We start from the raw sequence: 26507 nt of genomic DNA, 5'->3' as shown, positions 1-26507 counted from the left end.
ACCTCCGCCCCCGCTGATGCCCGCTCTGTTACCGGCCCTGCCGGTGGCCGATCCCGACATCGCCCTGCTGCGCCGGCTCCGTGACGCCCTGGAGGCACACCTGTGATGAGGCGTGCCCTGCGCCTGCGCGCCGAAAGGAAACAGCTCATGACCGCAGAAGCCGAGGTCCTCGGCGAGCTCAGACGGCTGCGGGCCCGGCTGCCCCAGCTGACCGGTGCGCTCGCCGCCAGCGCCGACGGACTCGTCCTGGCCCACGACACCGTGGACGGCGAGGCCGAGAGCGTGGCCGCGCTGACCGCGGCGGCGCTCGGCGTCGGCATGCGGCTGACCGAGAGCACCGGCCAGGGCCGGTTCCGGGAGCTCCTGGTGCGCGGCGAGAACGGCTATGTGGCGACGTACGCGGCGGGCGGCTCGGCCGTCCTGACGCTGCTCGCCGAGCCCCGGATCAACGTCGGGCGGCTCCACCTGGAGGCCCGCAGGTCCAGCGTCCGGATAGGCGAGCTCGTCGACGGCGCCCTGGAGCGCAGAGACCTGAACTGACGGAACGAACCCCGAGCAGCACGAGCAGCACCCGAGCGACCCGTACACGAGAAGACACCACGTACACGAGAAGGAAGTGCGACACCCATGGCTAACACCGAGTCCTCCCTCAAGGAAGCCGCCGCCATCGAAGGCGCCATCGGCGCGGCCCTCGTCGACTACACGAGCGGGATGGCGCTGGGCACGATCGGCGGCGGCAAGGACCTCGACCTCAACATGGCCGCGGCCGGCAACACCGACGTCGTCCGGGCCAAGGTCCGGACGATGGAGATGCTCGGCCTCGGCGAGGAGATCGAGGACATCCTGATCACCCTCGGCCGCCAGTACCACATGATCCGGCTGCTCAAGGGGCAGGGCAAGAACGGTCTGTTCCTGTACCTCGCCCTGGACAAGGAGCGGGCGAACCTCGCGATGGCCCGCCACCAGCTGAAGAAGATCGAGGCCGAGCTGGACGTCTGACCGGCCCTCGCGGGCGTGGGGCCTACTCGACGAACAGGCCCCGCGCCGCCGCCTTCGCGTCGAACTCCTCCAGCCGCGCCTGCGCGTCCGGGAGCCCGTCCGCCATGGCCTCCAGCAGGACCCGGCCGAGCATCATCGGCGCACAGGCGGTGTCGAAGGCGAGCCCGGTGCCGACGGCGGCCGGGATGAGCAGGTCGCTGTGCGCGGCGACGGGCGCGAACGCCGACTCGGCGACGGTCACGACCGCGAGCCCGGCCGCCCTCGCGTACTCCAGGGCCTCCACGACCTCCCGCGGGTGCCGCGGGAGCGCGAAGCACAGCAGCGCCGTGGCCCCGGCGCGCACGGCGGCGTCGACGCGGTCCGTGAGCATGGAGCCGGCCTCGTCGAGCAGCCGGACGTCCGGGTGCACCTTGGCGGCGAAGTAGGCGAAGCCGCGCGCCTGCGAGGAGGCGGCCCGCAGACCCAGCACGGGCAGCGGGCGCGAGCGGGCCAGCAGCCGGCCGGCCTGCTCGACGGGCCCGGGGTCGGCGAGCAGCCCGGCCAGGTGCCGGAGGTTCTCGATCTCGGCGAGGACGGCCTGCTGGTACTCGTTGGGCCCCTCGCCCTCCCCCTCGGCCGTGCCCGGCCCGGGGGGCGCGACCTCGCGCAGATGGCGGCGGAGCGCGGGATACCCGTCGAAGCCGAGCGCGACGGCGAAGCGGGTCACGGACGGCTGACTGACCCCGGCGAGCTCGGCGAGCTCCACGCTGGACAGGAAGGGCGCGTCGGCGGCCCGGCGCACCATGCAGTGCGCGATCCGCCGCTGTGTCGGCGTCAGCCGGTGCCCCTCGAAGAGCGCCTGCAGCCGCCCGGCCGGGTTGTCGCTCACGCCGCCGCCCCTCTCTCCCGCCTATTCACCCATGATGGGCTCTGCATAAGGATATGCAGGGGGTGCGCGGGAGAGAAGCGGGAACGGGAAAGACCGCCGGGACGGCCCGTTCGGGCCTTCCCGGCGGGAAGTCGGCGCGGGGACCGCCGCACCCCCGGAACCGGGGGGCGGGACGACGGCGGTCCCCGCGAGGACACGGGCCCGGGTCAGGGCCGGTCTCCGTGTCCGTGGCGTCGTCGGGAGGTCCGGGAGCCGCTCCGGAAGTCCGTGACGCCGACAACCACTACTGTGCCGGAGGCGTGTTAAGCGGGTGCTGCGTGGACGTGTCGCCCTCGTACCGATTGCGCGAACGCGCCCGCCGCACCCGCCCGGGGACTACTTCCCGCCGTTGGCCAGGAAGGCCAGCAGGTCCTGGCGGCTGACCACGCCGGTCGGCTTGCCCTCGACCAGGACGATCGCCGCGTCGGCGGTCTCGCCGAGGACGTGCATCAGGTCGCCGACGGGCTCGCCGGAGCCGACCTGCGGCAGCGGGGCGCTCATGTGCTGCTCCAGGGGGTCCTCCAGGGAGGCGCGCTTCGTGAAGAGGGCGTCGAGCAGCTCGCGCTCCACGACCGAACCGACGACCTCGGCGGCCATCACGTCGGGGTGGCCGGCGCCCGGCTTCACGATCGGCATCTGGGAGACGCCGTACTCGCGGAGCACCTCGACGGCCTGGCCGACGGTCTCGTCCGGGTGCATGTGGACGAGGGAGGGCATGGTGCCGCCCTCCTTGTGGCGCAGGACGTCGGCGACGGTGGCGGTGGAGGTGTCCTCCAGGAAGCCGTAGTCGGCCATCCACTCGTCGCTGAAGATCTTCGACATGTAGCCGCGGCCGGAGTCCGGCAGCAGGACCACGACGACGTCGTCCGGGCCGAGTTCGCGCGCCACCTCCAGCGCGGCCACGACGGCCATGCCGCAGGAACCGCCGACGAGGAGGCCCTCCTCCTTGGCGAGGCGGCGGGTCATCTGGAACGAGTCCTTGTCGGACACGGCGACGATCCGGTCCGTGACGTTCCGGTCGTAGGCGGTCGGCCAGAAGTCCTCGCCGACGCCCTCGACGAGGTACGGGCGGCCGGAGCCGCCGGAGTAGACCGAGCCCTCCGGGTCGGCGCCGATGACGCGCACGGAGCCGCCGCTGACCTCCTTGAGGTAGTTGCCGGTGCCGGAGATGGTGCCGCCGGTGCCGACGCCCGCGACGAAGTGGGTGATCTTCCCCTCCGTCTGCTCCCACAGCTCGGGGCCGGTGGTCTCGTAGTGGGAGCGCGGGTTGTTCGGGTTGGAGTACTGGTCGGGCTTCCAGGCACCGGGCGTCTCACGGACGAGGCGGTCCGAGACGTTGTAGTACGAGTCCGGGTGCTCCGGGTCGACCGCGGTCGGGCAGACGACGACCTCGGCGCCGTACGCCCGCAGGACGTTGATCTTGTCGAGGGACACCTTGTCGGGGCAGACGAAGATGCACTTGTAGCCCTTCGTCTGCGCCACGATGGCCAGGCCGACGCCGGTGTTGCCGGACGTGGGCTCGACGATGGTGCCGCCGGGCTTGAGCTCGCCGCTCTGCTCGGCGGCCTCGATCATCCGCAGGGCGATCCGGTCCTTGACCGAGCCTCCGGGGTTGAAGTACTCGACCTTGGCCAGGACGGTCGCCTGAATGCCCGCTGTGACGCTGTTGAGCTTCACCAGCGGGGTGTTGCCGACGAGGCTGATCATCGAGTCGTGGAATTGCACCGTAATCTCCGGGGTCTCCGTAATGGTGTGGCCAGCGTATGCGTAGTCGGAGCGGGTTACGGGGCAGTTAGACCCTGAACGGCTTGAAGGAGGTGACGGCCTCATGTCGAGGGCGAGGGTGGCGCGGCGGATCGCGGCGGGTGCGGCGTACGGCGGCGGGAGCATCGGGCTGCTGGGTGTGGCGGCGGTGGGCGTCCTGCTGGCCGAGATGCAGATCGCGAAGCGGACGGTGGGCGGTGGAGCGGCCCCGCTGCCGCCGGGGGCGGACGGCCTCTACGGCCGGGCGTTCGGCCCGGACGACCCCCTGCGACTGGCCCTTCTGGGTGATTCCACGGCGGCGGGTCAGGGGGTGCGACGCTCGGGCCAGACGCCCGGCGCGCTGCTCGCCTCCGGCCTCGCGGCGGTCGCGGAGCGGCCGGTGGTGCTGCGGAACGTGGCGCTCTCCGGCGCCCGCTCGGACGACCTGGAGCGCCAGGTGTCGCTGCTGCTGACCCAGCCCCTCGGTCCGCCGGACGTCTGCGTGATCATGATCGGGGCGAACGACGTGACGCACCGGATGGCGCCGACGGAGTCGGTACGGCTCCTGGCGTCGGCGGTCCGGCGGCTGCGGACGGCCGGCGCGGAGGTGGTGGTCGGGACCTGCCCGGACCTGGGGACGATCGAGCCGGTCTACCAGCCGCTGCGCTGGCTGGCCCGGCGGGCCTCCCGGCAGCTGGCGGCGGCGCAGACGATCGTGGTGGTCGAGCAGGGCGGGCGGACGGTGTCGCTGGGCGACCTGCTCGGCCCGGAGTTCGCCGCCAACCCGCGCGAGATGTTCGGCGTGGACAACTTCCACCCCTCGGCGGAGGGGTACGCGACGGCGGCGATGGCCGTGCTGCCGACGCTGTGCGCGGTGCTCGGGGTGTGGCCGGAGACGGACCGCCTGGAGCCGGCGCGGCGGGAGAACATGCTGCCGGTCGCGAAGGCGGCGGCCGAGGCGGCGCGGGAGGCGGGCACGGAGGTCACCGGTGCGCGCGCCCCCTGGGCCCTGCTGAAGCACCGCCGGCGGCGGCGTCTGCCGGTCCCGGCGGAGGCGGCCCCGGACGCCCGGGGGGAGGGTGCCGCGGAGACCCCCGCCTCCACCAACTGAGCGCTCGCTTAGAAAAGAGGCCCGCATCACACGCCCGGGGCGGTGACCCCGTGCGGTACGTGCGGGTAACTTCCCTTTCTGTCCGCCCACTCCGCACCCTCATGGAGCCGTGATGCCCGAAGCCGTGATCGTCTCGACCGCCCGCTCGCCCATCGGCCGGGCCTTCAAGGGCTCCCTGAAGGACCTGCGGCCGGACGACCTCACCGCGACCATCGTCCAGGCCGCCCTGGCGAAGGTGCCGGAGCTCGACCCGCGCGACATCGACGACCTGATGCTGGGCTGCGGTCTGCCCGGCGGCGAGCAGGGCAACAACCTGGGCCGGATCGTGGCCGTACAGATGGGCATGGACCACCTCCCGGGCTGCACGATCACCCGCTACTGCTCCTCCTCGCTGCAGACCTCCCGCATGGCGCTGCACGCGATCAAGGCGGGCGAGGGCGACGTCTTCGTCTCGGCCGGTGTCGAGATGGTGTCCCGCTTCGTGAAGGGCAACTCGGACTCGCTGCCCGACACGCACAACCCGTTCTTCGCCGAGGCCGAGGCCCGCACCGCCGAGGTCGCCGCGTCCGAGGGCTCCACCTGGCACGACCCGCGCGAGGACGGCGTCATCCCCGACGCGTACATCGCCATGGGCCAGACCGCGGAGAACCTGGCCCGGCTCAAGGGCATCAGCCGCCAGGAGATGGACGAGTTCGGCGTCCGCTCGCAGAACCTCGCCGAGCAGGCCATCAAGAACGGCTTCTGGGAGCGCGAGATCACCCCGGTGACGCTCCCGGACGGCACCGTCGTCTCGGCGGACGACGGCCCGCGCGCCGGGGTCACCCTGGAGGGCGTGCAGGGCCTCAAGCCGGTCTTCCGCCCCGACGGCCTGGTCACCGCCGCCAACTGCTGCCCGCTGAACGACGGCGCCGCCGCGCTCGTGATCATGTCGGACACCAAGGCCGCCGAGCTGGGCCTGACCCCGCTCGCCCGCATCGTCTCCACCGGCGTCTCGGGCCTCTCCCCCGAGATCATGGGCCTCGGCCCGGTCGAGGCCTCGAAGCAGGCCCTCAAGCGCGCCGGCCTGACCATCGGCGACATCGACCTGGCCGAGATCAACGAGGCCTTCGCGGCCCAGGTGATCCCGTCCTACCAGGACCTGGGCCTCGACCTGGACAAGGTGAACGTCAACGGCGGCGCCATCGCCGTCGGCCACCCCTTCGGCATGACCGGTGCCCGGATCACCGGCACCCTGATCAACAGCCTCCAGTTCCACGACAAGCAGTTCGGCCTGGAGACCATGTGCGTCGGCGGCGGCCAGGGCATGGCGATGGTGATCGAGCGGCTGAGCTGAGCCGGAGCGGAGGGTAGGGGTCGCCCGAGGAACGAGGGCGGCACCTGCCCGCAGCGGTGGCGAGGCGCAGCGCGACCAGAAGAGCGAGCGGCTGAGCTGAGCCGGAGCGGAGGGTAGGGGTCACCCGAGGAACGAGGGCGGCACCTGCCCGCAGCGGTGGCGAGGCTCAGCGCGACCAGAAGAGCGAGCGGCTGAGCTGAGCCGGAGCGGAGGGTAGGGGTCGCCCGAGGAACGAGGGCGGCACCTGCCCGCAGCGGTGGCGAGGCGCAGCGCGACCAGAAGAGCGAGCGGGTGTCCTAGGGCCGGGCCCCGGCCGCCGGGCGCCTGCCGCGGGACGGGGAGTGCGCCGGGGCGCGTCTCCCCGGGCCGAGCCGCCCAACCGCACCGCGTCCGAGCCGTGACCGAATCTCCCCCAGGATGTGACCTACGTCCCGGGGGAGTTCGTTTTCGCAGGTCAGAGCCGTTTCGGGACCAAACGCCTGGCAGAAATACCTGTCCAATTCGTGACGTAATGCACTGACAGCGGGCCCCACCCCGGGACAAGCTGATGTAGGAAGTCGGGGGGATCGACTCGGAATCGGGAGTACGTCAGTGAGCGCCATGCCTCTTGCCCTGCTGCTGACCACGGCCGCTGCCACGGCCGTGGGCGCTGCCGCCCTGCACGCCGTCCACGGTCTCCGCAAGCAGGTCACCGCCCTGCGGAGCGAACTGGCGGCCGGGCACGGCGTCACCGTTCCCGCGGCCCGTGCCACCCCCGCCGCCGAGATACGGGCCGCGGTCGCGGAGGCGCTGGCCGAGGAGCGCGAGCGCGAGCTCGCCGAGGCGCGGGCCTTCTGGGCCGCGCAGGAGGCCCGGGACGCGGCCGACGCCCCGTCCCTGCTGGGCGGCCTCGGCGGCCCGGTCGACGACGGCACCTTCTTCGTCCCCCGCCAGGCCGACTTCGTGGGCCTGGAGGCGATGGCCCTGGAGGCCATGGAGGCGGAGGCGGCCGCGCTCGACGGCCCCGACGCGCTGGACCCGCTCGACCCGCTCGACCCGGTCGACGCCTTCGAGGAGTACCCGGAGGACTCGGCCGAGCTTGCCGCGGCCCGCCGCAGGCACCCCTCGCACCCGGACTTCGTGCCCGTGCAGACCCCCGTCGTCACCGACCACGAGCGGACCGTCGCCCGCCTCGAGGAGCTGGCGGTCACCGCCACGGCGCTGACCGACGTGCGCCCGGGCCCGCTCGGCACGCTCGACGTGTACGTCTTCGCGGACGGCACCACGCTCTGTATGACGCCGGGGCACCGCGAGACCGCGGAGCGCCTGGCGGAGGCCCTGCACTCCGGCCGCACGCCGGTGCTGCTCGGGGGCTCGGGCGTCTCGGGCGCCTTCGCCCTCACCTTCTCGTACGGCGACGGCGACGACGAGAACGTCTACATCCTCGCGGACCGCGTCATCGCGTCCCTCTGATTCCGCGCCCCTCGCACCGCTCGGCCCCTGGGGGCCTCGCGGTCTTCGGGGCACCGCGGCGGCCTCCGACCGCCGGGCCCGTGCGCTCCGCTCCGAACGCACGCGGGCGGGCGCCACTCCGGCCGACCGGCACCGCGCCCCGCACCGGGCGGCGCCGCAGCCCCGGGCGCTCTGGCCGCCCTACAGCCCCGAGCGCTCCGCCGCCGCGCGGACCAGCCCCACGGCCTCCGCCAGCTCCCTCTCACGGGAGTCGGCCGGGGCCGTTCGCAGGATCTCGGCCAGATCGTTCCCGGCGACGACCAGCTGGTCGGCCACGGTGAAGACCCCCGCGTCCGGCATCGTCCTGGGCTCCCGCCCCGGCTCCTCGGCGCGCTGGGCGCGTGCCGCCAGCTCCCGGGCGAGGGCCAGGCCCTCGGCAGCCGCACCGCGCTGGAGGCGGCTCTGCGGGGCGGCCCGCAGCCGGTCGGCGAAGCGGTCGACGGCCGCGGTCAGTTCACTCGTATCGCGCACCCCGCGACCCTACGCGCCGCCCCGGGCCCCTTGCCAACGGGCGCGGGCTTGGGCACGGTGACGTGAGGAAGTGCCAGGAGTACGAGGAGCACGCGGTACGACGCGTCCGGAGGCGCCGATGTCCCCTACATTCTCCGCTGAGACCCACCGCAACATGCTGGCCCGCATCCCGGGCCGCACCGGTCGTGAGATCGCCGACTGGATGCGCACCGTCGAGGAGGGGCCCTCCCTCCTCCGGTTCGAGGAGCGCGTGAGCTGGCTGCGCGGGGCGCACGAGCTGGCGTACGGCCACGCGAAGGCGATCCTGCACGAGTACGACCTGCGGCGGGCGGCCCGGAGACTCCTCTGAGGTCCGGCCGGCCGCCCGGACCGCGGAGCGGGAACGCGGAAGGGCCCGCCCGGCACGAAGCCGGACGGGCCCTTCCCCCGAGTCGGGACGCGTCAGTCGTCGCCCTGCAGGATCGACAGCAGACGCAGCATCTCCAGGTAGATCCACACCAGGGTCATGGTGAGACCGAAGGCGGCCAGCCAGGCCTCCTCGCGCGGCGCGCCGTAGGTCACGCCGTCCTCGACCTGCTTGAAGTCGAGGGCGAGGAAGCAGGCGCCCAGGATGATGCCGATGACACCGAAGAGGATGCCGAGGCCGCCGCTGCGGAAGCCGAGGCCGTCACCGCCGGCGAAGACGGCGAACAGCAGGTTGGTCACCATGAGGAGCATGAAGCCCATCGCGGCGGCCATCACGAAGCCGTAGAAGCGCCGGTTGACCCGGATCCAGCCCATCTTGTAGGCGATCAGCACGCCGGCGAAGACCGCCATCGTGCCGAGGACCGCCTGGATGACCACGCCGTCCGCGATGTACGTCGACACGGCGGCCGAGATGACACCGAGGAAGACGCCCTCGAAGGCCGCGTAGCCCAGGATGAGCGCCGGCGACGGCTTGCGCTTGAAGGACTGCACGAGCGACAGCACCAGGGCGACCAGGGCGGCGCCGATGGCGATGCCGTAGGACTTGCCCAGGTTGGCGGGGTCGACCGGCAGGAGCAGCCAGGACAGGACGGCGGTGAGCACGACCGTGCCGAGCGTCATGGCCGTACGGCTCACGACGTCGTCGATCGTCATCACATTGCCGCGGGCCTGCTGCGGGGCACCGGGCTGGGTGTCCTGCGGGGCGTACGGGTTGGTGGCGTACGGGTTCGTCGCGCCCTCGGCGTACGGGTTGCCGGCGGCGTACGGGTTGGTCCCGACGGCGGGGCCCCCGGCCTGCGGCTGCTGGCCGTTGAAGCCCGCGGTGCCGTTGTCGCGGCTGAACCCCCGTCGCGAGAAGACCGGGTTGCTGCTCCTCATCTCACTCCTCCATGGCGTGCCGCATGCGCGCGGCCTCGCGTCAAGAGTAATGCGTAGGCAAAAGAAACTCTCTAGTGCTCGGGGAGGATCTTTTCCCGTACGGTTTCGGTCTTCGTACGTAGGTGTCGCGGAGCGTCACGGTGGCCCGCGCGTGTGTGCGGGGCTTCTCCGGGCCGCAGGCGTCCCGCCTGGGGGCCGGGGTGGTGCCCGGAACCGGACTCGAACCGGTACGGCCCGAAGGCCAGCGAGGTTTAAGCTCGCCGTGTCTGCATTCCACCATCCGGGCGTCGCGAAGCTCCGCGTTGGCACGTGAGCCTATCGGGGCGCATCCCTCGTTCAGCCGAAACATCATCCCGATGTTGTCTTATTTTATTGATGCTTGAGGGTGCGTCAGCGCAGGTGGGGGCCGTTTCGCCGGACTGTGACAGGGGTCGCAGGCGCAAAGCCGCACCCCCCGGAATGACGAAAAGTCGTCGCACGTCTGTCACGTCGGCGCGAACCCGTCTCTCAGGGCCGCCGTCATACCTCAGGAGGAGGATCGGAGCCCCCGGTCCGACTCGAGACTGCCCCGGGAACGGGCACGTGGGCGGACGATCCGAGCGAGAACGCCCGACACGATGGAGGAGTTCCCCCAGCAGCCCCGCAGTGACAGGAGTCCCTCGTGACCACCACCCCCACCGTGTCCCGCGCCACCGCGGTGGCCGCCCGCGCCACGGATCTCTCCAAGGTCTACGGACACGGCGAGACCCAGGTGGTCGCGCTCGATCACGTCACCGTGGACTTCCGCCAGGGCGAGTTCACCGCGATCATGGGCCCCTCCGGCTCCGGCAAGTCGACGCTCATGCACTGCGTCGCCGGCCTGGACTCCTTCTCCTCCGGCTCGGTCCGGATCGGCGAGACGGAGCTCTCCACCCTCAAGGACAAGCAGCTCACCCAGCTGCGCCGGGACAAGATCGGCTTCATCTTCCAGGCCTTCAACCTGCTGCCGACCCTGACGGCCCTGGAGAACATCACGCTGCCGATGGACATCGCCGGCCGCAAGCCCGACAAGCAGTGGGTCCAGCAGGTCATCGACATGCTCGGCCTCTCCGCCCGGCTCAGCCACCGCCCGACCGAGCTGTCCGGAGGCCAGCAGCAGCGCGTCGCCGTGGCCCGCGCCCTCGCCTCCCGCCCCGAGATCATCTTCGGTGACGAGCCCACCGGAAACCTGGACTCCCGCTCGGGCGCCGAGGTCCTCGGCTTCCTGCGCAACTCGGTCCGCGAGCTGGGCCAGACCGTCGTCATGGTCACCCACGACCCGGTCGCCGCCTCCTACGCGGACCGCGTGATCTTCCTCGCCGACGGCCGGATCGTCGACGAGATGCTGCACCCGACGGCGGACGGCGTGCTCGACCGCATGAAGGCCTTCGACGCCAAGGGCCGTACGAGCTGACGCGCCGGCGCCGGAACCGGACTCGAACCGGTACGGCGCCGCCCAGCCGCCCCGACTCCCGCCGTCCCTCCTCCTCCAGGACACACCCATGTTCCGTACCGCCCTGCGCAACGTCCTCGCGCACAAGGCGCGGCTGCTGATGACCGTCCTCGCCGTGATGCTCGGCGTGGCCTTCGTCTCCGGCACCCTCGTCTTCACCGACACCCTCGGCCAGGCCTTCCGCAACCAGTCGGCCAAGAGCTACGACGACGTCGCCGTCGCCGTCGAGATGTACCCGTCCGCCGAGGAGGCCCGGAAGACCCCCGGCCTCTCCCAGCAGGTCGTCGACAAGGTCGCGAAGGTCGACGGGGTCGCCTCCGTCACCCCCCGCGTCGACGGCTTCGCCGGTGTCCCCGACAAGAACGGCAAGCTGATCGGCGCCGGCTGGTCCAACAAGGGCACCAACTTCGCCCCCGGCAAGGACGGCAAGGACCGCGCCTACAGCTTCACCTCCGGCGACGGCCCCGCCTCCGACGGACAGGTCGCGCTCGACAAGGACACCGCCGACAAGGGCGGCTACAAGGTCGGCGACACCGTCCGGGTGGCCACCAACGGACCGGTCAAGGAGTACGAGCTCTCCGGCGTCTTCACCACCGAGGACGGCGCCGTCAACGCCGGCGGCAGCCTGGTCGTCTTCGACCGCGCCGTCGCGCAGAGGCTCTACCTGAAGCCCGGCTTCTTCCAGAACCTGACCGTCACCGCCGCCCCCGGCGCGGACGCGGTCGCACTCCGCGACAAGATCCTGACGGTCGTCCCGAAGTCCGCCACCGCCCAGACCGGCGCCGTCCTCGCCGACCGGCAGGCCAAGGACATCGAGGCCGGTCTCGGCGCCCTCAACCAGGTGCTGCTCGGCTTCGCCGGCATCGCCCTCTTCGTCGGCGTCTTCCTCATCTCCAACACCTTCACCATGCTGGTCGCCCAGCGCACCAAGGAACTCGCCCTGATGCGCGCCGTCGGCGCCTCCCGCAGGCAGATCACCCGCTCCGTCCTCGCCGAGGCCGGACTGGTCGGCCTGCTCGCCTCCGCCGTCGGCTACGTCCTCGGCATCGGTCTCGCCGTGGGACTGCGCTCGGGCATGAACGCCTTCGACCTGAAGGTCCCGGACGGCCCGCTGGTCCTCGGCGCCACCCCGGCCGTCGCCGCCTTCGCCGTCGGCGTGCTGATCACCACGCTGGCCGCCTGGCTGCCCGGCCGCCGGGCCGCGAAGATCCCGCCGGTCGCCGCCATGAACAGCGTCCACGCCAGCGCGAGCACCAAGTCCCTCGTCGTACGGAACTCCATCGGCGCCGCGTTCACCGCGCTCGGTGTCGTGCTCATCGTGCTCGGCGCGGGCCAGGGCGGTGACAACGGCCGCCTCCTGATCGCCGGCGGAGCCTTCCTCACCCTCATCGGCGTGATCGTCCTCATCCCGTTCCTCTCGCGGCCCGTGATCGCCCTGATCCGGCCCCTCTTCGTGGGCGTCTTCGGGGTCTCCGGCAAGCTCGCCGGGCTGAACGCGGTCCGCAACCCGCGCCGCACCGGCGCCACCGCCTCCGCGCTCGCCATCGGCCTGACCCTCGTCACCGGCCTCTCGGTGCTCGGCACCACGGTCGGCACGGCTCTCGACAAGATGACGACCGACCAGATCAAGGCCGACTACATGGTCTCCATGGCCAGCGGCAACGGTCTGAGCCAGGAGGCGCTGACCGCCCTGGAGAAGGCTCCCGGCGTCACCGCGGTCTCCCCGCAGCAGGCCGGAGCCTTCGACCTGAAGGGCTCGTTCGTCTCGGTCTCCGGCATCGCCCCCGGTCAGATCGAGAAGCTCCTCAACCTGAACGTGGTGGACGGCTCGCTCTCCTCCGTCGGGGGGAACACGATCGCCGTCGACGCCGAGGTCGCCGCGAAGCGCGGCCTGAAGACCGGCGCCACCGTCCCGGTCGACTTCCTCGACAAGCGCAAGGGAAAGCTGAAGGTCGGCGCGATCTACGAGGCCAACGAGTTCGTCTCCCCGGTCCTCGCCGACCACCGGCTGGTCACCGCGCACGAGGAGCAGGCCTCCATCCGCGAGATCTACGTCTCGACGGAGGGCGGCGCGAGCGCGGCCAACGAGCGCGCGCTGGCGAAGGCCATGGGTGACAACCCCGCGATCCAGGTCATGGACCACAAGGACATCCGTGACGCCTTCGGCGGCCCGATCAACATCATGCTGAACATCATGTACGGCCTGCTCGGCATGGCCCTGATCATCGCCGTCCTCGGTGTCGTCAACACCCTCGCGATGTCCGTCTTCGAGCGCCAGCAGGAGATCGGCATGCTGCGGGCGATCGGTCTCGACCGGCGCCGGGTGAAGCGGATGGTCCGTCTGGAGGCCGTGGTCATCTCGGTGTTCGGCGCGATCGTCGGCATCGGTCTGGGCGCGTTCCTCGGCTGGGCGATCGGCGAGACCTTCAAGAGCAGCCTGCCGGGCTACGCCCTGGTCCTGCCCTGGGACCGGATCGGGATCTTCCTGGTCCTGGCCGGTCTGGTCGGTGTCCTCGCCTCCCTGTGGCCCGCCCGGAGCGCCGCCAGGCTGAACATGCTCGCCGCCATCAAGGCCGAGTAGCCCCCGCCCCCCGCCCGAAGGGCCGGTCTCCCGTCCGGGAGGCCGGCCCTTCGGCGTACGCCCGTCAGACCTTCTCGTTCCAGACCCGGGGCCGCAGCGCCGTGCCGCTCCGCCCCGACACCGGGGTCTTCACCGCGAGGAACTGGTTCACGCCGATCCGGTTCCGCTCGAAGGAGACGGCCGAGGCCGCCATGTAGAGCCGCCAGATCCGTGCCCGGCCCGGGGAGGTGAGCCGGACCGCCCGGTCCCACTCCCGCTCCAGGTTGGCCACCCAGTGGCGCAGCGTCAGCGCGTAGTGCTCGCGGATCGCCTCCACGTCCCTGACCTCGAAGCCGGCGTCCTCCAGGGTGCCCAGCGTGCGGCCCATGGGGGCGAGTTCGCCGTCCGGGAACACATACGCGTCGATGAAGGGGTCGATGGCGTACGCCTCCTCGTCGGGTTCGGGGCGGCGCGAGATCTGGTGGTTGAGGAGCCGCCCGCCGGGCTTGAGGAGCCCGTACAGGATGTCGGCGTACTCCCGGTACCGGACGGCGCCGACGTGTTCGGCCATGCCGATCGAGGAGATCGCGTCGTACGGGCCGTCCGTGACGTCCCGGTAGTCCTGGACGCGGATCTCGACCAGGTCGGTCAGCCCCTCCTCGGCGATCCGCTTGCGGGCGTACGCGGCCTGCTCGCGGGAGAGGGTGATGCCGACGACCCTGGCCCCGTACTCCCGGGCGGCGTGGAGGGCCATGGAGCCCCAGCCGCAGCCCACGTCGAGGAGCCGGTCGCCCTCCCGCAGGTTCAGCTTGCGGGCGACGAGGTCCAGCTTGTCGCGCTGGGCGCCCTCCAGGGTGGCGCCGGGGCCGTCGGCGGCCCAGTACGCGCACGAGTAGACCATCGACGGGCCGAGGACCAGCTCGTAGAAGTCGTTGCCCACGTCGTAGTGGTGACTGATCGCCTGCTTGTCGCGGCGTCTGGTGTGCCGGCCGCCGCTGCGGCCGCGCACCTCCTCGGCCGGCGGCTGCGGCGGGGGCAGCGGTCCGGCCAGCTTCAGCAGGGCGGCCGCGGCGGCCCGCAGCCGCGGGTCCCGCGCGACCTCCAACAGCCCCCTGCCGTCCCCGTCCCGCTCCCAGAGCAGGCCCGAGATGCCGTCCAGGAGGGCGTACAGGTCGCCCTCGACGTCCAGTTCCCCGGCCACCCAGGCGCGGGCCAGGCCCAGTTCGCCGGGCTTCCAGATCATCCTCCGCAGGGCGCGGCGGTCGCGGACGACCAGGACGGGGCCGCCCACCGGGCCGGCCTCGCTGCCGTCCCAGGCTCGCAGCCGGACCTGGAGCGGTCCGCCCAGCAGCTCCTCGGCGAGAGTCGCCAGCCGCGACGCGGCGTCGGCCATGGTGCACACCTCCGTGATCTCGTGCCCCAGAAATGCTCGTCACCAAGGGAACACCGTCCGTAGGCGTTTGCAGTCCCGGCGCAGCGCAATCAGTCGGCAAAACACGCGAAGGGCCGTCCGCACCACGGATGGCGGACGGCCCTTTTACGGCCTTGCGTGTACTGGTCCTGCTGGTCCTACTGGTCCTGCCGGGGTGCTAGGAGGCCTTGGCCTTCTCCTGCGCCGGGGCGGCCGGCGCGGGGGCGGGCTTGGCGGCCTCGTAGAACTCCTCGCGCGGCGTCTCGATGGCGCCGAGGGAGACGACCTCGCGCTTGAGGAACATCGCGAGGGTCCAGTCGGCGAAGACGCGGATCTTGCGGTTCCAGGTCGGCATCGCCATGCCGTGGTAGCCACGGTGCATGTACCAGGCGAGACGGCCCTTGAGCTTGATCTTCACCTTGCCCATGACGATCATCGCGACGCCCTTGTGCAGACCGAGGCCCGCGACCGCGCCCTTGTTGGCGTGGCTGTACTCCTTCTGCGGGAAGCCCCGCAGGCCGGCCACCACGTTGTCGCCGAGGACCTTGGCCTGGCGCAGCGCGTGCTGGGCGTTCGGCGGGCACCAGGCGTTCGGGTTGCCCGCCTTGCGGCCGACCATGTCCGGGACCTGGGCGTTGTCGCCCGCGGCCCAGGCGTAGTCGAGGCCGTTGATCTGGAGCTTCTCGTTGCAGTCCACGTGGCCGCGGGGGCCGAGCGGCAGACCGAAGCGGGAGAGCGCCGGGTTCGGCTTCACGCCGGCGGTCCAGACGATCGTGTTGGAGTCGACCTCCAGGCCGTTCTTCAGCACGACGTGGCCGTCGACGCAGGAGTCCATGGAGGTCTCGAGGTAGATCTCGATCCCGCGGCTCTCCAGGTGCTCCTTGCCGTACTGGCCGAGCTTGGGGCCGACCTCGGGAAGGATCTTGTCGGCCGCGTCGACCAGGACGAAGCGCATGTCCTCGCGCGACACGTTCTGGTAGTACTTCGCGGCGTCCCGGGCCAGGTCCTCGACCTCACCGATGGTCTCCGCGCCGGCGAAGCCGCCGCCCACGAAGACGAAGGTCAGCGCCTTGCGGCGGACCTCCTCGTCGGTGGTCGAGTCGGCCTTGTCGAGCTGCTCGAGGACGTGGTTGCGCAGGCCGATGGCCTCCTCGATGCCCTTCATGCCGATGCCCTGCTCGGCGAGGCCGGGGATCGGGAAGGTGCGGGAGACCGCGCCCATCGCGATGACGAGGTAGTCGAAGGGCAGCTCGTAGGCCTCGCCGACGAGCGGCGAGATCGTGGCGACCTTGCGGTCCTGGTCGATGGTGGTGACCCGGCCGGTGAGCACCTCCGCTCCGCGCACGACGCGTCGCAGCGGGACGACGACGTGGCGCGGCGAGATGCTGCCGGCGGCGGCTTCGGGGAGGAAGGGCTGGTAGGTCATGTACGACCGCGGGTCGACGACCGTGACGGTCGCCTCCGCGTAGCGCATCTTCTTGAGGATGCGCCGAGCTGCGTACAGGCCTACGTACCCGCCGCCTACTACGAGGATCCTGGGACGCTCCGTGGTGCTCATGAGATCGAGTATCCACCCCTCCTGAGGGGGGTGCTCGTGCGCCCCTTCACAAGGTCTCCGGACACCTCTGCTACACTCCGCCGCCCACGTGATCCATGTCATGGTGCGGCAAAGGAACCGGGGCACCCGGGCGGACGTTGTTCACCCCCTGTGAACTGGACCGGAGAGCCTCCGTTAACCCCGAACCGGAGCCCCCGTTCACACGATGGAAACGTCGGGCGAATCCGCCTCCGCGCCTGCGAAAGGGCCCTGGAGGGCCACTCGGAGGGCCCGAAGACCCCCTTCGGACCCCACTTCGGCGCCACCAGGGCCCTTTTCCTTGTGAAGAACTTCACGAACTTTCCCGCCGTGGTGTCGCGGGAAGCCTCGATAGGTGCCCGCTATGCCACGGATAGGGCGATCCCATCGAGGATGTCGTGCTCGCTGACGACGACCTCGGGGGCTCCGACCCGCTCGACGATCTCCCGCAGGACGAGTGCGCCTGCGATGATCACGTCGACCCGGCCGGGGTGGATGACGGGGATCGCGGCCCGCTCGGCGTGGGTGGAGGCGAGCAGCCGCTCGGTGACCTCGGCGACCTGCGCGGCGGAGATCCGGGAGTGGTGGATCTTCTCGGAGTCGTACTCCGGCAGCCCGAGGGCGATGGCGGCGACCGTGGTGACCGATCCGGCGAGGCCGACGAGGGTCTCGGCGGTCCCGAGCGGGACGGTCTCGGCGGCCAGGTCGAGCGCGGCCCGGACGTCGGCGCGGATCGCCTCGGCCTCCTCCGCGGTCGGCGGGTCGTGCCGGACGTGCCGCTCGGTGAGCCGGACGCAGCCGATGTCGACGGAGCGCGCGGCCTCGACGTGCCGGTTGCCGACCACGAACTCGGTCGAGCCGCCGCCGATGTCGACGACCAGGCGCCGGTCGTCGCCGTGCAGCTCGCCGGTGGCGCCGGTGAAGGAGAACGCGGCCTCCTGGTCGCCGGTGATCACCTCGGGCTCGACGCCCAGGATCTCCACGACCCCGTTCACGAAGTCCGCGCGGTTCTCGGCGTCGCGGGAGGCGGAGGTGGCGACGAAGCGGATCCGCTCGGCCCCCAGCTCCTTGATGACCTCGGCGTACGCGCGGCAGGCCGCGAAGGTCCGCTCCAGGGCCTCGGGGGCGAGGCGGCCGGTCTGGTCGACGCCCTGCCCGAGCCGGACGATCGTCATCCGGCGGTCCAGCTCGACCAGCTCACCGGTCTCCGGGTGCACGTCGGCGACGAGCAGCCGGATGGAGTTCGTACCGCAGTCGATTCCGGCGACCCGGGTCACTCGGCCGCCTCCTTCTTCTCTTCCCCGTTCACGCACGGCGTGACGCAGGCGCCCTTGGCCCACCACTCGGGCAGCATCGCGAGCGCCTCGTCGCCGAACGGGTTGACGCCGGGACCGGCGGCCAGCGAGTGGCCGACGAGGACGTGCAGGCACTTCACGCGGTCCGGCATGCCGCCGGCGCTCGGGAAGCCCTCCAGGACCTCGATCGCGTCGCGGCGCGCGAGGTAGTCCTCGTGCGCGGCCCGGTAGGCGGCGGCGAGCTCCGGGTCGGTGGCGAGCCGGGCCTGCATCTCCTTCATGACCCCGTTGGCCTCCAGGGTCCCGATGGCCGAGGCCGCCCGGGGGCAGGTCAGGTAGTACGTGGTCGGGAACGGCGTGCCGTCGGGGAGCCGGGGCGCGGTCTCGACGACGTCCGGGTTGCCGCACGGGCAGCGGTGCGCGATGGCGCGCAGGCCGCGGGGCGGGCGGCCGAGCTGGAGCTCGAAGGCGGCGATGTCCGCCTCGGTCGGCTCGGTGCGTTCGGTCTGCGGAGGGGGCGTGTGCATGTCTGCCTTGATCGTGTGTCGTGTCGCGTACGTGGGTCAGGGGCGGTCGGCGTGGTCGACGCCGTCCCAGAGGTTGTCGTACCAGGGGCGGTCCGCCGCGCCCTGGTCGCCGCGGGGCCGTTGGTCCGCGTCGGGGTCGTTCACGGTGAACCCGGTCTCGCCGGGCAGCACGTAGTGGAGGTGCTCGCGGGCGAGGCGCCGGACGTAGGCGGGGTCCTGGAGGCGCGCCTTCTCGTCCCTGAGTTCCTCGACCCGCCGGGCGGCCTCGGCGGCCCGGCGCTGCTGCTCCGCGATCTCGCCCTGCTGGGAGACGTAGCTCCGCATCGGGTAGGCGAGCGCCACGACCAGGGAGCAGACGACCAGGGCGAGGAAGGCCGCCCGGCCGGTGAGCCGGGAGCGGCGGGCCTGGCGTCGGGTCTGGGAGCGGTAGACACGGGCGGCGGTCTGCTCGCCGAGCAGTCTGATCCGGGTCGCGGTGGAGAACCGGTCCCGGTCCTTCGCGGCCATGTCGTGTCGCCTCCCCTGTTCACGCGGACGTCCCCGCACACGGTACGGGACCGAGTGCGGGGACGTACGGAACTGCCGGGGGTGACGCCTGTCAGCCCTTGAAGCGCGGGAAGGCGCTGCGGCCGGCGTAGACCGCGGCGTCGTCGAGGATCTCCTCGATGCGCAGCAGCTGGTTGTACTTGGCGACGCGGTCCGAGCGGGCCGGGGCGCCGGTCTTGATCTGACCGCAGTTCACGGCGACGGCGAGGTCGGCGATGGTGACGTCCTCGGTCTCGCCGGAGCGGTGGGACATCATGCACTTGAAGCCGTTGCGCTGGGCGAGCTCGACGGCGTCGAGGGTCTCGGTCAGCGAGCCGATCTGGTTGACCTTGACCAGGAGGGCGTTGGCGGTGCCCTCCTCGATGCCGCGGGCCAGACGCTCCGGGTTGGTGACGAAGAGGTCGTCGCCGACGATCTGGACCTTGGTGCCCAGCCGGTCGGTGAGGACCTTCCAGCCGGCCCAGTCGTCCTCGTACAGCGGGTCCTCGATGGAGACCATCGGGTACGCGGAGACGAGCTCCTCGTAGTACTCGGTCATCTCGGCGGCCGAGCGGGACTTGCCCTCGAACTCGTACGTGCCGTCCTTGTAGAACTCGGACGCGGCCACGTCGAGCGCGAGCGCGACGTCGGAGCCCGGGGTGTAGCCGGCCTCCTTGATGGCCTCGACGATGAGGTCGAGGGCGGCGCGGTTCGACTCGAGGTTCGGCGCGAAGCCGCCCTCGTCGCCGAGGCCGGTGGAGAGGCCCTTGCGCTTCAGCACGGCCTTGAGGGTGTGGTAGATCTCCGCACCCCAGCGGAGGGCCTCGGAGAAGGACTCCGCGCCGATCGGGGCGATCATGAACTCCTGGATGTCCACGTTGGAGTCGGCGTGCGACCCACCGTTGAGGATGTTCATCATCGGAACGGGCAGCAGGTGCGCGTTCGGGCCGCCGAGGTAGCGGAAGAGCGGCAGGTCCGAGGCCTCGGAGGCGGCGTGCGCGACGGCGAGGGAGACACCCAGGATGGCGTTGGCGCCGAGGGAGCCCTTGTTCTCGGTGGCGTCCAGGTCGAACATGGCCTGGTCGATCAGGCGCTGCTCGGTGGCGTCGTAGCCGACGAGCTCCGGGCCGATCTGCTCGATGACGGCGAGGACGGCCTTCTCGACGCCCTTGCCGAGGTAGCGGTTCGGGTCACCGTCGCGAAGCTCGATGGCCTCGAACGCACCGGTGGAGGCACCGGACGGAACAGCAGCACGACCGGTGCTGCCGTCGTCGAGGCCGACCTCGACCTCGACCGTGGGGTTGCCTCGGGAGTCCAGGATTTCCCGGGCTACGACGACGTCGATGGACGGCACGAGCATCTCCTTTTTGGGATGTGACGCGGGATGTGACGCAAGGTCGGTGCAGGGTCGATCGGCCTTGCGACAAGAGCCTAACCGGCTCGCGGGCTCCGGCCAGCCGGGCGCCCGCCCCCTGGGACGAAAAAGGACCCAAGGGCATGCATGTCGGGACGAAGGACCCCAGATCTACCGGCGGGTAACCGTCGTGGCCGGGCGCACGGCGCGCCGGCCCCCTCCCCCTTTTCGGACCCGGGCCCGAAAAGGGGGAACCCCGGCCCGGCGCGCACGGGGGAGGGCGCGTCGGGCCGGGGTGGTCACCGCGGGAGGGTCGGAGGGTCCGTGTGAGCCGCCGGACTCACCCGGACCGCCGGGCTCACTTCAGGTGGAGCTGCTGGCCCGGGTAGATCAGGTCGGCGTCCTCGACGACGTCCTTGTTGAGCTTGAAGAGCTCGGCCCAGCCGCCCTTGACGCCCTGCGCCTGGGCGATCTTGCTGAGGGTGTCACCGGTGGTGACCTTGTACTCGCCGTCGCCCTTCTTGACCTTCTTGCCGGTCGGGGTGGTGACGGTCTTCTTCGCGTCGGCCTGCGGGGCGGCCTGCTGCGTGGTCTTCTTCGGGGCCTGGCGCTTCTCGCTGCGGGTGGTCGGCTGCTCGGCCTTCCGCTCCTGCTGCGGCTGCTGGGTGCTCTGCTGCGGCGCGCTCTCGGCGGCGCTGTCGTTGGAGGCACCCGAGAGGCCCACGCCGCAGGACGGCCAGGCGCCCTTGCCCTGGCCCGCGAGGACCTTCTCCGCGACGGAGATCTGCTGGGACTTCGACGCCTGGTCGGCGGTCGAGGCGTAGGCGGTGCCGCCGTACGCGGCCCAGGTGGAGGCCGAGAACTGCAGGCCGCCGTAGTAGCCGTTGCCGGTGTTGATGGACCAGTTGCCGCCGGACTCGCAGGCGGCGACGCGGTCCCACTCGGAGGTCGTGGCGGCCGAGGCGGTGCCCGCGGTCATCAGCGGGGCGGCCACGGCGACACCGGTGACGCCGACGAGCGCGGCGACCTGGGTGGCCTTGGAGGGACGGCGGTGTTTGCCCTTGGCGGAAAACAGCATGGGGATTCTCCTCACCGACGCCTGTGAGGTGAGCTGTCGGGTTCGGGCCGGAAGGTGCCCGGCCGCGTGTCCTAGCACGCGGCTTCACCCCAAGCCGGTCTTCGGCCGTCTGTCTCAACGGCCGGGACCGGCACTTACCTTGGGTCCCCCACTCCTGCCTTCGGCGCTTGCGCGACGATGCCCATCGACCGACGGCAGGATTCGGCGTTTCGGTCGACGGGGCCCGCGGTGGCGAGCGGTGACGACCGTAGACACAGACCCACCGGAAGTTCAAAGACCCTCAAAGGGGGAAAATCGCCCCTACTTGCCTTCCGATGGGTCGCGTTTGTGCAGGTGAGAGGTGACGGGAGCAAAGTTTGCGGGCGTGACACGCCAGTTGGGGCGAAGAGACCCATGTCTCACTTGCCCAGAACCGGACATACACCCCCGAACTACTCCGCCGGTGCGGTCGAACCGTCCGTCAGGTCAAGCGCCTGACCAGGGAGGATGAGGTCCGGATCGACGCCCACGGTCCCCCGGTTGGCGTCGTAGAGGGCGGTCCAGCCTCCGGAGAGTTCGTTCTCCTGTGCAATGTCGGAGAGGCTGTCACCCGGCTGCACGAGGTACGAGTCCGACTTGCCCTGACTGTCCGTTGCGTCCGTTTCCTTCGAAGCGTCAGCAGGCGACTTCTTCAGGGGGTTCTCATCCAGCTTGTTGCCCGGTGAAGCATGTCTACCCGATTCGGTAGAACTGTCCGACTTGTCAGCGTTCTCGGTGGTTTCGGTCTCCTCCGGGGCGGCGTCGCCCCGGTGCTTCCCGGTGCCGGGGGTGGCCGACGACGGGTCGTCCGTCGGCACACCGGGCTCGGTGGAGCCGGGCACGGTGGAGTCGGGCGCGCCGGGCGTCACGGACGCGTCGGGCGTCCCCGGGGCGGTGGGCACGGTCGGGTCGCCCGGGTCGGTCGAGACCGGAGGGCTCGTCGGCGTGGTCGGCGAGACGGGCGTGGCGGACGCGTCGGGCGACACCGTCGCCGGGGCCTTCTGTCCGGCCTCGGACTTCCCGGTCCCCTCGGCGCCCTTGTCGGCCTCGGCGGCCGCTCCGGAGGTGCCGGGCAGGCCGGTGGTCCAGTTGGACTCGGGAACCGGTCCGGTCGGGGCCTTGGGGACGCTCGTGGGGCCGGGGTCCACGCCCGGGGACGCGCCGTCGTTCTTCAGGCCGGCGATCGGCGCGCAGGTCGCCCACGCGTCGGAGCCCTTGGCGAGGGCCTTCTCGGCCACCGCGATCTGCTGGGCGCGGCTGGCGAGGTCGGGACTGGGCGCGTACGACAGTCCGCCGTTGCGCTCCCAGCTGTCCTGGGTGAACTGGAGCCCGCCGTACATGCCGTTGCCGAAGTTGGCGCTCCACTGGCCGCCGGACTCGCATTCGGCGACCCGGTCCCAGGTGGCCGCGTCGGCGGCGGAGGCGGACCCGGTGGCGAGCAGGGGCAGGGCCATGGCGGAGCCGGTCACGCCCGCGGCGACGACGATTGCGGGGGCCTGACGGGGGCGACGGTGACGTCCGTTCCCGGAACGCATAGGAGCGCCTTTCGCGTGACGACTGTGTGGGCGCGCCCGAGTTGTCGTCCGTGGCCGACTTACTCAACCACGTTGACGAACCGGGCTGTCGGGGAAGGTAGCCGTATTCGAACGCTCATCACAAGTCGATGCACCCGCGATCACGTGAAGATCACATTTCTGACGGACCCTCACTTTGTGTGAGTCGCGCGGAAGGGGAGAACTCGACCGGAAGCGTGCGCAAACCGCGCATGATGAGCCCTCCGCGCCAGCGCAGTTCCGCCGGATCCGCGGCAAGTCGCAGGTCCGGCAGCCGAGTCAGCAGGGTGGCGAGCGCGGTCTGTCCCTCCAGCCGGGCGAGCGGTGCGCCGAGGCAGTAGTGGATGCCGTGCCCGTACCCGAGGTGCTGGTTGTCGCGCCGCGCGAGGTCGAGCACGTCCGGCCCGTCGAACCGCTCCGGGTCCCGGTCCGCGGCGGCCAGCACCACGAGGACGGGGTCGCCGGCCGGGATGTCCTGCCCGCCGAGGGTCAGGGGCTCGGTCGCGTACCGCCAGGTGGCCATCTCCACCGGCCCGTCGTACCGCAGCAGCTCCTCGATCCCGGTCTCCAGGAGCCCGGTCTCCCCCGCCGCGAGCGAGCCCTGGAGCCGCTCGCGCTGCTCGGGGTGGCGCAGCAGTTGGTACACGCCGTTGCCGATGAGGTTGACGGTGGTCTCGAAACCGGCGAAGAGCAGGATGAAGGCCATCGCGGCGGCCTCGTTCTCGGTGAGGTGCTCGCCGTGGTCGGAGGCCTTGATGAGTCCCGAGATGAGGTCGTCCGCCCCCTCCTGCCGCAGGCCTTCCCGCTTGCGGTGGATCAGCTCGGCGAGATAGCCGCGCATCTTCTTGACCGACCGCGCGACCCCGCCGCGCGGGCCGCCGCCGTGCCGGATCATCATCCCGGCCCAGTCGCGGAAGTCGTCCTGGTCCTCCTCGGGCACGCCGAGCAGGTCGCAGATCGCGTAGATGGGGAGCGGGAAGGCGAACTCGTGGATGAGGTCCGCGCTCCCCTTCTCCACGAAGCCGTCGATGAGCCGGTCGGTCAGCTCCTGCACGCGCGGGGCGAACTCGGCGACCCGGCGCGGGGTGAAGGCCTTCGACACGAGCCGCCGCAGGCGGGTGTGGTCCGGCGGGTCGATGTTGAGCAGATGCGTCATCAGCTCGGCCTTGCGCTCGCCCGGGATGCCCGTCTTGCCCTTGGCGTGCGGGGACTCGTCGTGGTGCGCGGGGTTCTTGGAGAGCCGCTGGTCGGCGAGGGCCTGCCGGGCGTCCCCGTACCGCGTCACCAGCCAGGCCTCGACCCCGCTGGGCAGCGTCGTCCGGTGCACGGGCGCGTGCGTGCGGAGCCAGGCGTACGCGGGGTACGGATCGCTCGCGAACTCCCAGGTGAAGAGCTCGGGCGCGGGGGCCGAGGCGGGGGCCGCCGCAGGGGACGAAACGCCCCCGGACGTCCGTGAAGGGCCGGGACCCCGGTGGGGTTCCGGCCCTTCACGGACGTCCGGGGGCGGGGACTACTTCTTGACCGGGACCTCTTCGAGGCACAGCACGAACTTGTCCGAGTTCAGCTCCTGCGCGAGCGCCGACAGCTCCGTGCCGCACTTGTTCACGTCGAAGGTGCCGTCGATGACCTTGACGACCTTGAACAGGTCGGCCTTGCCCGAGGAGCAGTCCGTGGTGTCGACCTTGGGCTCGGTGTCCGGGCCCGTCACGGTGACGCACTCGCCGACCTCCGCGTGCACGGGGGCGTCGCCGGTGAGGTAGGGCAGGCCGAACTTCACGCCGAGGGCGACGACGATCGCGACGAGGACACCGCCGACCTTCTTGAGGATGCGGCTGCCCTTGCTCGGGGCGGCGGCGGGCTGCTCCGGGGCGGCGGACTGCTCGGAGGTGAAGGGCGCGGGCGGCGTCGTCATGAGGGATTCCTTGGGGACGTGAACATGATCAGACGCGAACGCTACATGCGCCAAAAAGGGCAAAAGCTGATCAGGGAGCTCCGTTGACCGATCAGTTGTCGAGTCGTGATCCTGGCGCCCCGTCAGGAGCGCGGCCCCAGCCGACGCTGGTGCTCCAGCACCCGCCGCAAGTCGGCCGGAAGCGGGTGATACGGGCCGAACGCCCGCTCCGTGTCGAACAGCAGCCGCTGGAGCTGCTCCTGGCCCGCGGTGTGCTCCCCCGTCGCCACGAGGAGCAGCGCGATCCGCTGCCGGATGTCGAAGGCGCGCGCCTGGTCGCCCTCGTAGTACGGCAGGACCGCGCGGAACTCGGCGAGCGCGGCGGCCGTCTCCCCCAGCTGCTCCAGGCAGAGGCCGGCGTCGTAGCGGAACTGGAGGCCCTGCGGATCCGCCGGTCCCGCCTCCGCGTCGCGGTCGGCCGCGAGGCGGCGCAGCTCGGGCAGGGCGCGACGGTACTGGCCGTCGTCCATCAGCGTGGACGCGTACTGCTTGCGCAGGATGCGGACGACCGGTGACCGTTCGCCGTGCTCGGCCGCGGCGGCGGGCAGGATCCCGCCGAGCATGTCGACGGCCCGGGTGAGCGCCCCCTCGCCGAGCAGCCGCTTCACCTCGTCGACGGCGGCGGCGACGTCGGGGCGGGCGGGAGCGGCGGCGGCCGGGGGCGGCGGCGCGTACGAGGCCCGCGGATCGCCCACGGCGGCGGCACGGGCGGCCACCGGGGCCGCCACCGGCACGGGCGGCACCGGCGCGGGTGCCGCCGGCGCCGGTGTCGCCGGGCGGTCCGGCCAGGGGGCGTACGGGCGGAGGAACGGCCGGGTCGGGTCCATCGGCCCGGCCGGGGCCCCGCGCGCGGGGAGCAGCGGCAGCAGGTCCTCGTAGACCTCGTGCGCACCGGACGGGCGCTCGCGCGGGTCCTTGGCGAGCAGCCGCAGGACAAGCGCTTCGAGGGGCTCGGGGATCTCGGGCCGTAGCCGGCGGAGCGGCACGGGGGGCTCGTAGAGGTGCCGGTGGAGGACGCCGAGTGCGGTGGATCCGGCGAACGGCACGTTCCCGCTGAGGAGTTCGTGCAGCAGGACGCCCAGCGCGTACAGGTCCGTGGAGGGCCCGACGGCGCCGCCCATGGCCTGCTCGGGCGCCATGTAGGCGGGGCTGCCGATGGGTGACCCGGTGTGGGTGAGGCGGGTGGTGTCGCTGTCGAGGACGGAGGCGACGCCGAGGTCGAGGACGAGGACGGTCCCGTCGGGGCGGACCATCACGTTCCGCGGCTTGAGGTCGCGGTGCACGATCGGCACGGCGTGCACCGCCGCGAGCACGGCGCACAGCTGCGCGGCCACGGAGACCGCCCACTCCCACGGGTACGGGTCGTGCTCGGCGAGGTGGTCGGCGAGGTCGGCGCCCTCCACGTACCGCATGACGAGGTACAGGTCCTCGCCCTCGCTGCCGGCGTCGTGGACGGTGACGAGGCCGGGGTGGTCGACGTGCGCGGTCACCCGGCACTCGCGCACGAAGCGGCGGCGCAGTTCGTCGGCGGCGGTGGACGGGCCCGTCAGGCCGGCCGGGCGGAGCAGCTTCACCGCGACCCGGCGGTCGAGCCTGCGGTCGTACGCCGTCCAGACCTGGCCCATGCCGCCCTGCCCGATGACGGTGGCGAGCTCGTAACGCCCGCCGATCACCCGCCCGTTCACGCCCGACCGTCGCCTTCCCCGGACTTCCGGAGCAGATCGCTCAGCTCGTCGAGCTCGGCGCGGACCTGGTCGATGCGGGGTGCGTGACCGGGCAGCGGGTGGGG

At 71.8% G+C, this 26507-nt stretch carries 23 protein-coding genes, 1 tRNA gene and 1 riboswitch; of the genes, 8 read left to right on the top strand and 16 right to left on the bottom strand.

Annotated elements, in window-relative coordinates; genetic code table 11:
• The first annotated feature begins 147 nt into the window (after positions 1-147).
• Both EAO70_RS17465 and EAO70_RS17460 read left to right on the top strand, forming a co-directional pair.
• Positions 148-540 carry a roadblock/LC7 domain-containing protein gene (locus EAO70_RS17465; protein WP_148003886.1) on the top strand — a complete coding sequence of 131 codons (393 nt, stop codon included), beginning with the start codon at positions 148-150 and terminating at the stop codon, positions 538-540.
• An 87-nt stretch (positions 541-627) separates the two neighbouring features.
• A complete protein-coding gene (locus tag EAO70_RS17460) occupies positions 628-999 on the top strand; it encodes a hypothetical protein (protein ID WP_148003885.1) in 372 nt (123 codons plus the stop codon).
• A gap of 22 nt (positions 1000-1021) precedes the next feature.
• Here EAO70_RS17460 and EAO70_RS17455 read toward each other — a convergent pair whose 3' ends face one another.
• Complete coding sequence (locus EAO70_RS17455) at positions 1022-1867, bottom strand: MurR/RpiR family transcriptional regulator (RefSeq protein ID WP_148003884.1); 846 nt, start codon at positions 1865-1867, stop codon at positions 1022-1024.
• A 375-nt stretch (positions 1868-2242) separates the two neighbouring features.
• Positions 2243-3631: a cystathionine beta-synthase gene (locus EAO70_RS17450; protein ID WP_148003883.1), complete on the bottom strand. Its 1389-nt coding sequence runs from the start codon at positions 3629-3631 to the stop codon at positions 2243-2245.
• A 103-nt stretch (positions 3632-3734) separates the two neighbouring features.
• Here EAO70_RS17450 and EAO70_RS17445 point away from each other — a divergent pair, with 103 nt between their 5' ends.
• The 3 genes from EAO70_RS17445 (at position 3735) to EAO70_RS17435 (ending at position 7545) form a co-directional block, all read left to right on the top strand.
• Positions 3735-4760 (top strand): SGNH/GDSL hydrolase family protein, encoded by a 1026-nt coding sequence (locus EAO70_RS17445; RefSeq protein ID WP_261992919.1) that lies wholly within the window; start codon positions 3735-3737, stop codon positions 4758-4760.
• Positions 4761-4872: 112 nt separating this feature from the next.
• The gene (locus EAO70_RS17440) at positions 4873-6093 is read left to right on the top strand and encodes an acetyl-CoA C-acetyltransferase (protein ID WP_148003882.1); all 1221 of its coding nucleotides are present in this window, start codon (positions 4873-4875) and stop codon (positions 6091-6093) included.
• 591 nt (positions 6094-6684) lie between these two features.
• Entirely contained in the window at positions 6685-7545 is an 861-nt protein-coding gene (locus EAO70_RS17435; protein WP_148003881.1) for a hypothetical protein, read from the top strand.
• Between the two features lie 180 nt (positions 7546-7725).
• Here EAO70_RS17435 and EAO70_RS17430 read toward each other — a convergent pair whose 3' ends face one another.
• A complete protein-coding gene (locus tag EAO70_RS17430; protein ID WP_148003880.1) occupies positions 7726-8055 on the bottom strand; it encodes a hypothetical protein in 330 nt (109 codons plus the stop codon).
• Between the two features lie 118 nt (positions 8056-8173).
• On the opposite strand from EAO70_RS17430, the gene EAO70_RS17425 reads away from it, so the two are divergent.
• Positions 8174-8404, top strand: coding sequence for a DUF4287 domain-containing protein (locus EAO70_RS17425; protein ID WP_148003879.1), 231 nt, complete (start codon positions 8174-8176; stop codon positions 8402-8404).
• 92 nt (positions 8405-8496) lie between these two features.
• Here EAO70_RS17425 and EAO70_RS17420 read toward each other — a convergent pair whose 3' ends face one another.
• The gene (locus EAO70_RS17420) at positions 8497-9399 is read right to left on the bottom strand and encodes a Bax inhibitor-1/YccA family protein (RefSeq protein ID WP_148003878.1); all 903 of its coding nucleotides are present in this window, start codon (positions 9397-9399) and stop codon (positions 8497-8499) included.
• A gap of 201 nt (positions 9400-9600) precedes the next feature.
• Positions 9601-9685, bottom strand: a tRNA-Leu gene (locus tag EAO70_RS17415).
• Positions 9686-10060: 375 nt separating this feature from the next.
• Between EAO70_RS17415 and EAO70_RS17410 the strand changes: the two genes are divergently transcribed.
• Both EAO70_RS17410 and EAO70_RS17405 read left to right on the top strand, forming a co-directional pair.
• Positions 10061-10831, top strand: a complete 771-nt coding sequence (locus tag EAO70_RS17410; RefSeq protein WP_030315258.1) for an ABC transporter ATP-binding protein — start codon at positions 10061-10063, stop codon at positions 10829-10831.
• Positions 10832-10919: 88 nt separating this feature from the next.
• Positions 10920-13451, top strand: coding sequence for an ABC transporter permease (locus EAO70_RS17405; RefSeq protein ID WP_148003877.1), 2532 nt, complete (start codon positions 10920-10922; stop codon positions 13449-13451).
• 64 nt (positions 13452-13515) lie between these two features.
• Here the strand turns inward: EAO70_RS17405 and EAO70_RS17400 are convergent, their stop codons facing one another.
• From EAO70_RS17400 to EAO70_RS17350, 11 genes are all read right to left on the bottom strand, one after another.
• Complete coding sequence (locus tag EAO70_RS17400; RefSeq protein WP_148003876.1) at positions 13516-14823, bottom strand: SAM-dependent methyltransferase; 1308 nt, start codon at positions 14821-14823, stop codon at positions 13516-13518.
• Positions 14824-15019: 196 nt separating this feature from the next.
• The gene (locus tag EAO70_RS17395; RefSeq protein ID WP_148003875.1) at positions 15020-16399 is read right to left on the bottom strand and encodes an NAD(P)/FAD-dependent oxidoreductase; all 1380 of its coding nucleotides are present in this window, start codon (positions 16397-16399) and stop codon (positions 15020-15022) included.
• Between the two features lie 380 nt (positions 16400-16779).
• The gene (locus EAO70_RS17390; RefSeq protein ID WP_148003874.1) at positions 16780-17694 is read right to left on the bottom strand and encodes a Ppx/GppA phosphatase family protein; all 915 of its coding nucleotides are present in this window, start codon (positions 17692-17694) and stop codon (positions 16780-16782) included.
• A complete protein-coding gene (locus EAO70_RS17385; protein ID WP_148003873.1) occupies positions 17691-18239 on the bottom strand; it encodes a DUF501 domain-containing protein in 549 nt (182 codons plus the stop codon). Before EAO70_RS17385 ends, EAO70_RS17390 begins: the two co-directional genes overlap by 4 nt.
• A gap of 36 nt (positions 18240-18275) precedes the next feature.
• Entirely contained in the window at positions 18276-18746 is a 471-nt protein-coding gene (locus EAO70_RS17380) for an FtsB family cell division protein (RefSeq protein ID WP_148003872.1), read from the bottom strand.
• 91 nt (positions 18747-18837) lie between these two features.
• Complete coding sequence (gene eno, locus EAO70_RS17375) at positions 18838-20124, bottom strand: phosphopyruvate hydratase (protein WP_148003871.1); 1287 nt, start codon at positions 20122-20124, stop codon at positions 18838-18840.
• A 352-nt stretch (positions 20125-20476) separates the two neighbouring features.
• Positions 20477-21196, bottom strand: a complete 720-nt coding sequence (locus EAO70_RS17370; RefSeq protein ID WP_148003870.1) for a transglycosylase family protein — start codon at positions 21194-21196, stop codon at positions 20477-20479.
• Between the two features lie 3 nt (positions 21197-21199).
• Positions 21200-21372: riboswitch (cyclic di-AMP (ydaO/yuaA leader) on the bottom strand.
• A 255-nt stretch (positions 21373-21627) separates the two neighbouring features.
• A complete protein-coding gene (locus tag EAO70_RS17365) occupies positions 21628-22683 on the bottom strand; it encodes a transglycosylase family protein (RefSeq protein WP_315986239.1) in 1056 nt (351 codons plus the stop codon).
• Between the two features lie 217 nt (positions 22684-22900).
• Positions 22901-24094 carry a cytochrome P450 family protein gene (locus EAO70_RS17360; RefSeq protein WP_261992918.1) on the bottom strand — a complete coding sequence of 398 codons (1194 nt, stop codon included), beginning with the start codon at positions 24092-24094 and terminating at the stop codon, positions 22901-22903.
• A gap of 183 nt (positions 24095-24277) precedes the next feature.
• On the bottom strand, positions 24278-24679 hold the full coding sequence (locus EAO70_RS17355) for a hypothetical protein (protein WP_148003868.1): 402 nt from the start codon (positions 24677-24679) through the stop codon (positions 24278-24280).
• A 122-nt stretch (positions 24680-24801) separates the two neighbouring features.
• A complete protein-coding gene (locus tag EAO70_RS17350) occupies positions 24802-26403 on the bottom strand; it encodes a serine/threonine-protein kinase (protein WP_148005193.1) in 1602 nt (533 codons plus the stop codon).
• Positions 26404-26507 lie beyond the last annotated feature (104 nt).

The organism is Streptomyces sp. adm13(2018) (genome assembly GCF_008042145.1).
GTDB lineage: Bacteria > Actinomycetota > Actinomycetes > Streptomycetales > Streptomycetaceae > Streptomyces.
This window is presented reverse-complemented; position numbering and strand designations above follow the sequence as displayed.

Bases quoted from the DNA above. Each gene is read 5' to 3' on its own strand.
- EAO70_RS17465 (WP_148003886.1), top strand. From the start codon at position 148: ATGACCGCAGAAGCCGAGGTCCTCGGCGAGCTCAGACGGCTGCGGGCC.
- EAO70_RS17460 (WP_148003885.1), top strand. From the start codon at position 628: ATGGCTAACACCGAGTCCTCCCTCAAGGAAGCCGCCGCCATCGAAGGC.
- EAO70_RS17445 (WP_261992919.1), top strand. From the start codon at position 3,735: ATGTCGAGGGCGAGGGTGGCGCGGCGGATCGCGGCGGGTGCGGCGTAC.
- EAO70_RS17440 (WP_148003882.1), top strand. From the start codon at position 4,873: ATGCCCGAAGCCGTGATCGTCTCGACCGCCCGCTCGCCCATCGGCCGG.
- EAO70_RS17425 (WP_148003879.1), top strand. From the start codon at position 8,174: ATGTCCCCTACATTCTCCGCTGAGACCCACCGCAACATGCTGGCCCGC.
- EAO70_RS17420 (WP_148003878.1), bottom strand. From the start codon at position 9,399: ATGAGGAGCAGCAACCCGGTCTTCTCGCGACGGGGGTTCAGCCGCGAC.
- EAO70_RS17405 (WP_148003877.1), top strand. From the start codon at position 10,920: ATGTTCCGTACCGCCCTGCGCAACGTCCTCGCGCACAAGGCGCGGCTG.
- EAO70_RS17400 (WP_148003876.1), bottom strand. From the start codon at position 14,823: ATGGCCGACGCCGCGTCGCGGCTGGCGACTCTCGCCGAGGAGCTGCTG.
- EAO70_RS17395 (WP_148003875.1), bottom strand. From the start codon at position 16,399: ATGAGCACCACGGAGCGTCCCAGGATCCTCGTAGTAGGCGGCGGGTAC.
- EAO70_RS17385 (WP_148003873.1), bottom strand. From the start codon at position 18,239: ATGCACACGCCCCCTCCGCAGACCGAACGCACCGAGCCGACCGAGGCG.
- EAO70_RS17380 (WP_148003872.1), bottom strand. From the start codon at position 18,746: ATGGCCGCGAAGGACCGGGACCGGTTCTCCACCGCGACCCGGATCAGA.
- eno (WP_148003871.1), bottom strand. From the start codon at position 20,124: ATGCTCGTGCCGTCCATCGACGTCGTCGTAGCCCGGGAAATCCTGGAC.
- EAO70_RS17370 (WP_148003870.1), bottom strand. From the start codon at position 21,196: ATGCTGTTTTCCGCCAAGGGCAAACACCGCCGTCCCTCCAAGGCCACC.
- EAO70_RS17355 (WP_148003868.1), bottom strand. From the start codon at position 24,679: ATGACGACGCCGCCCGCGCCCTTCACCTCCGAGCAGTCCGCCGCCCCG.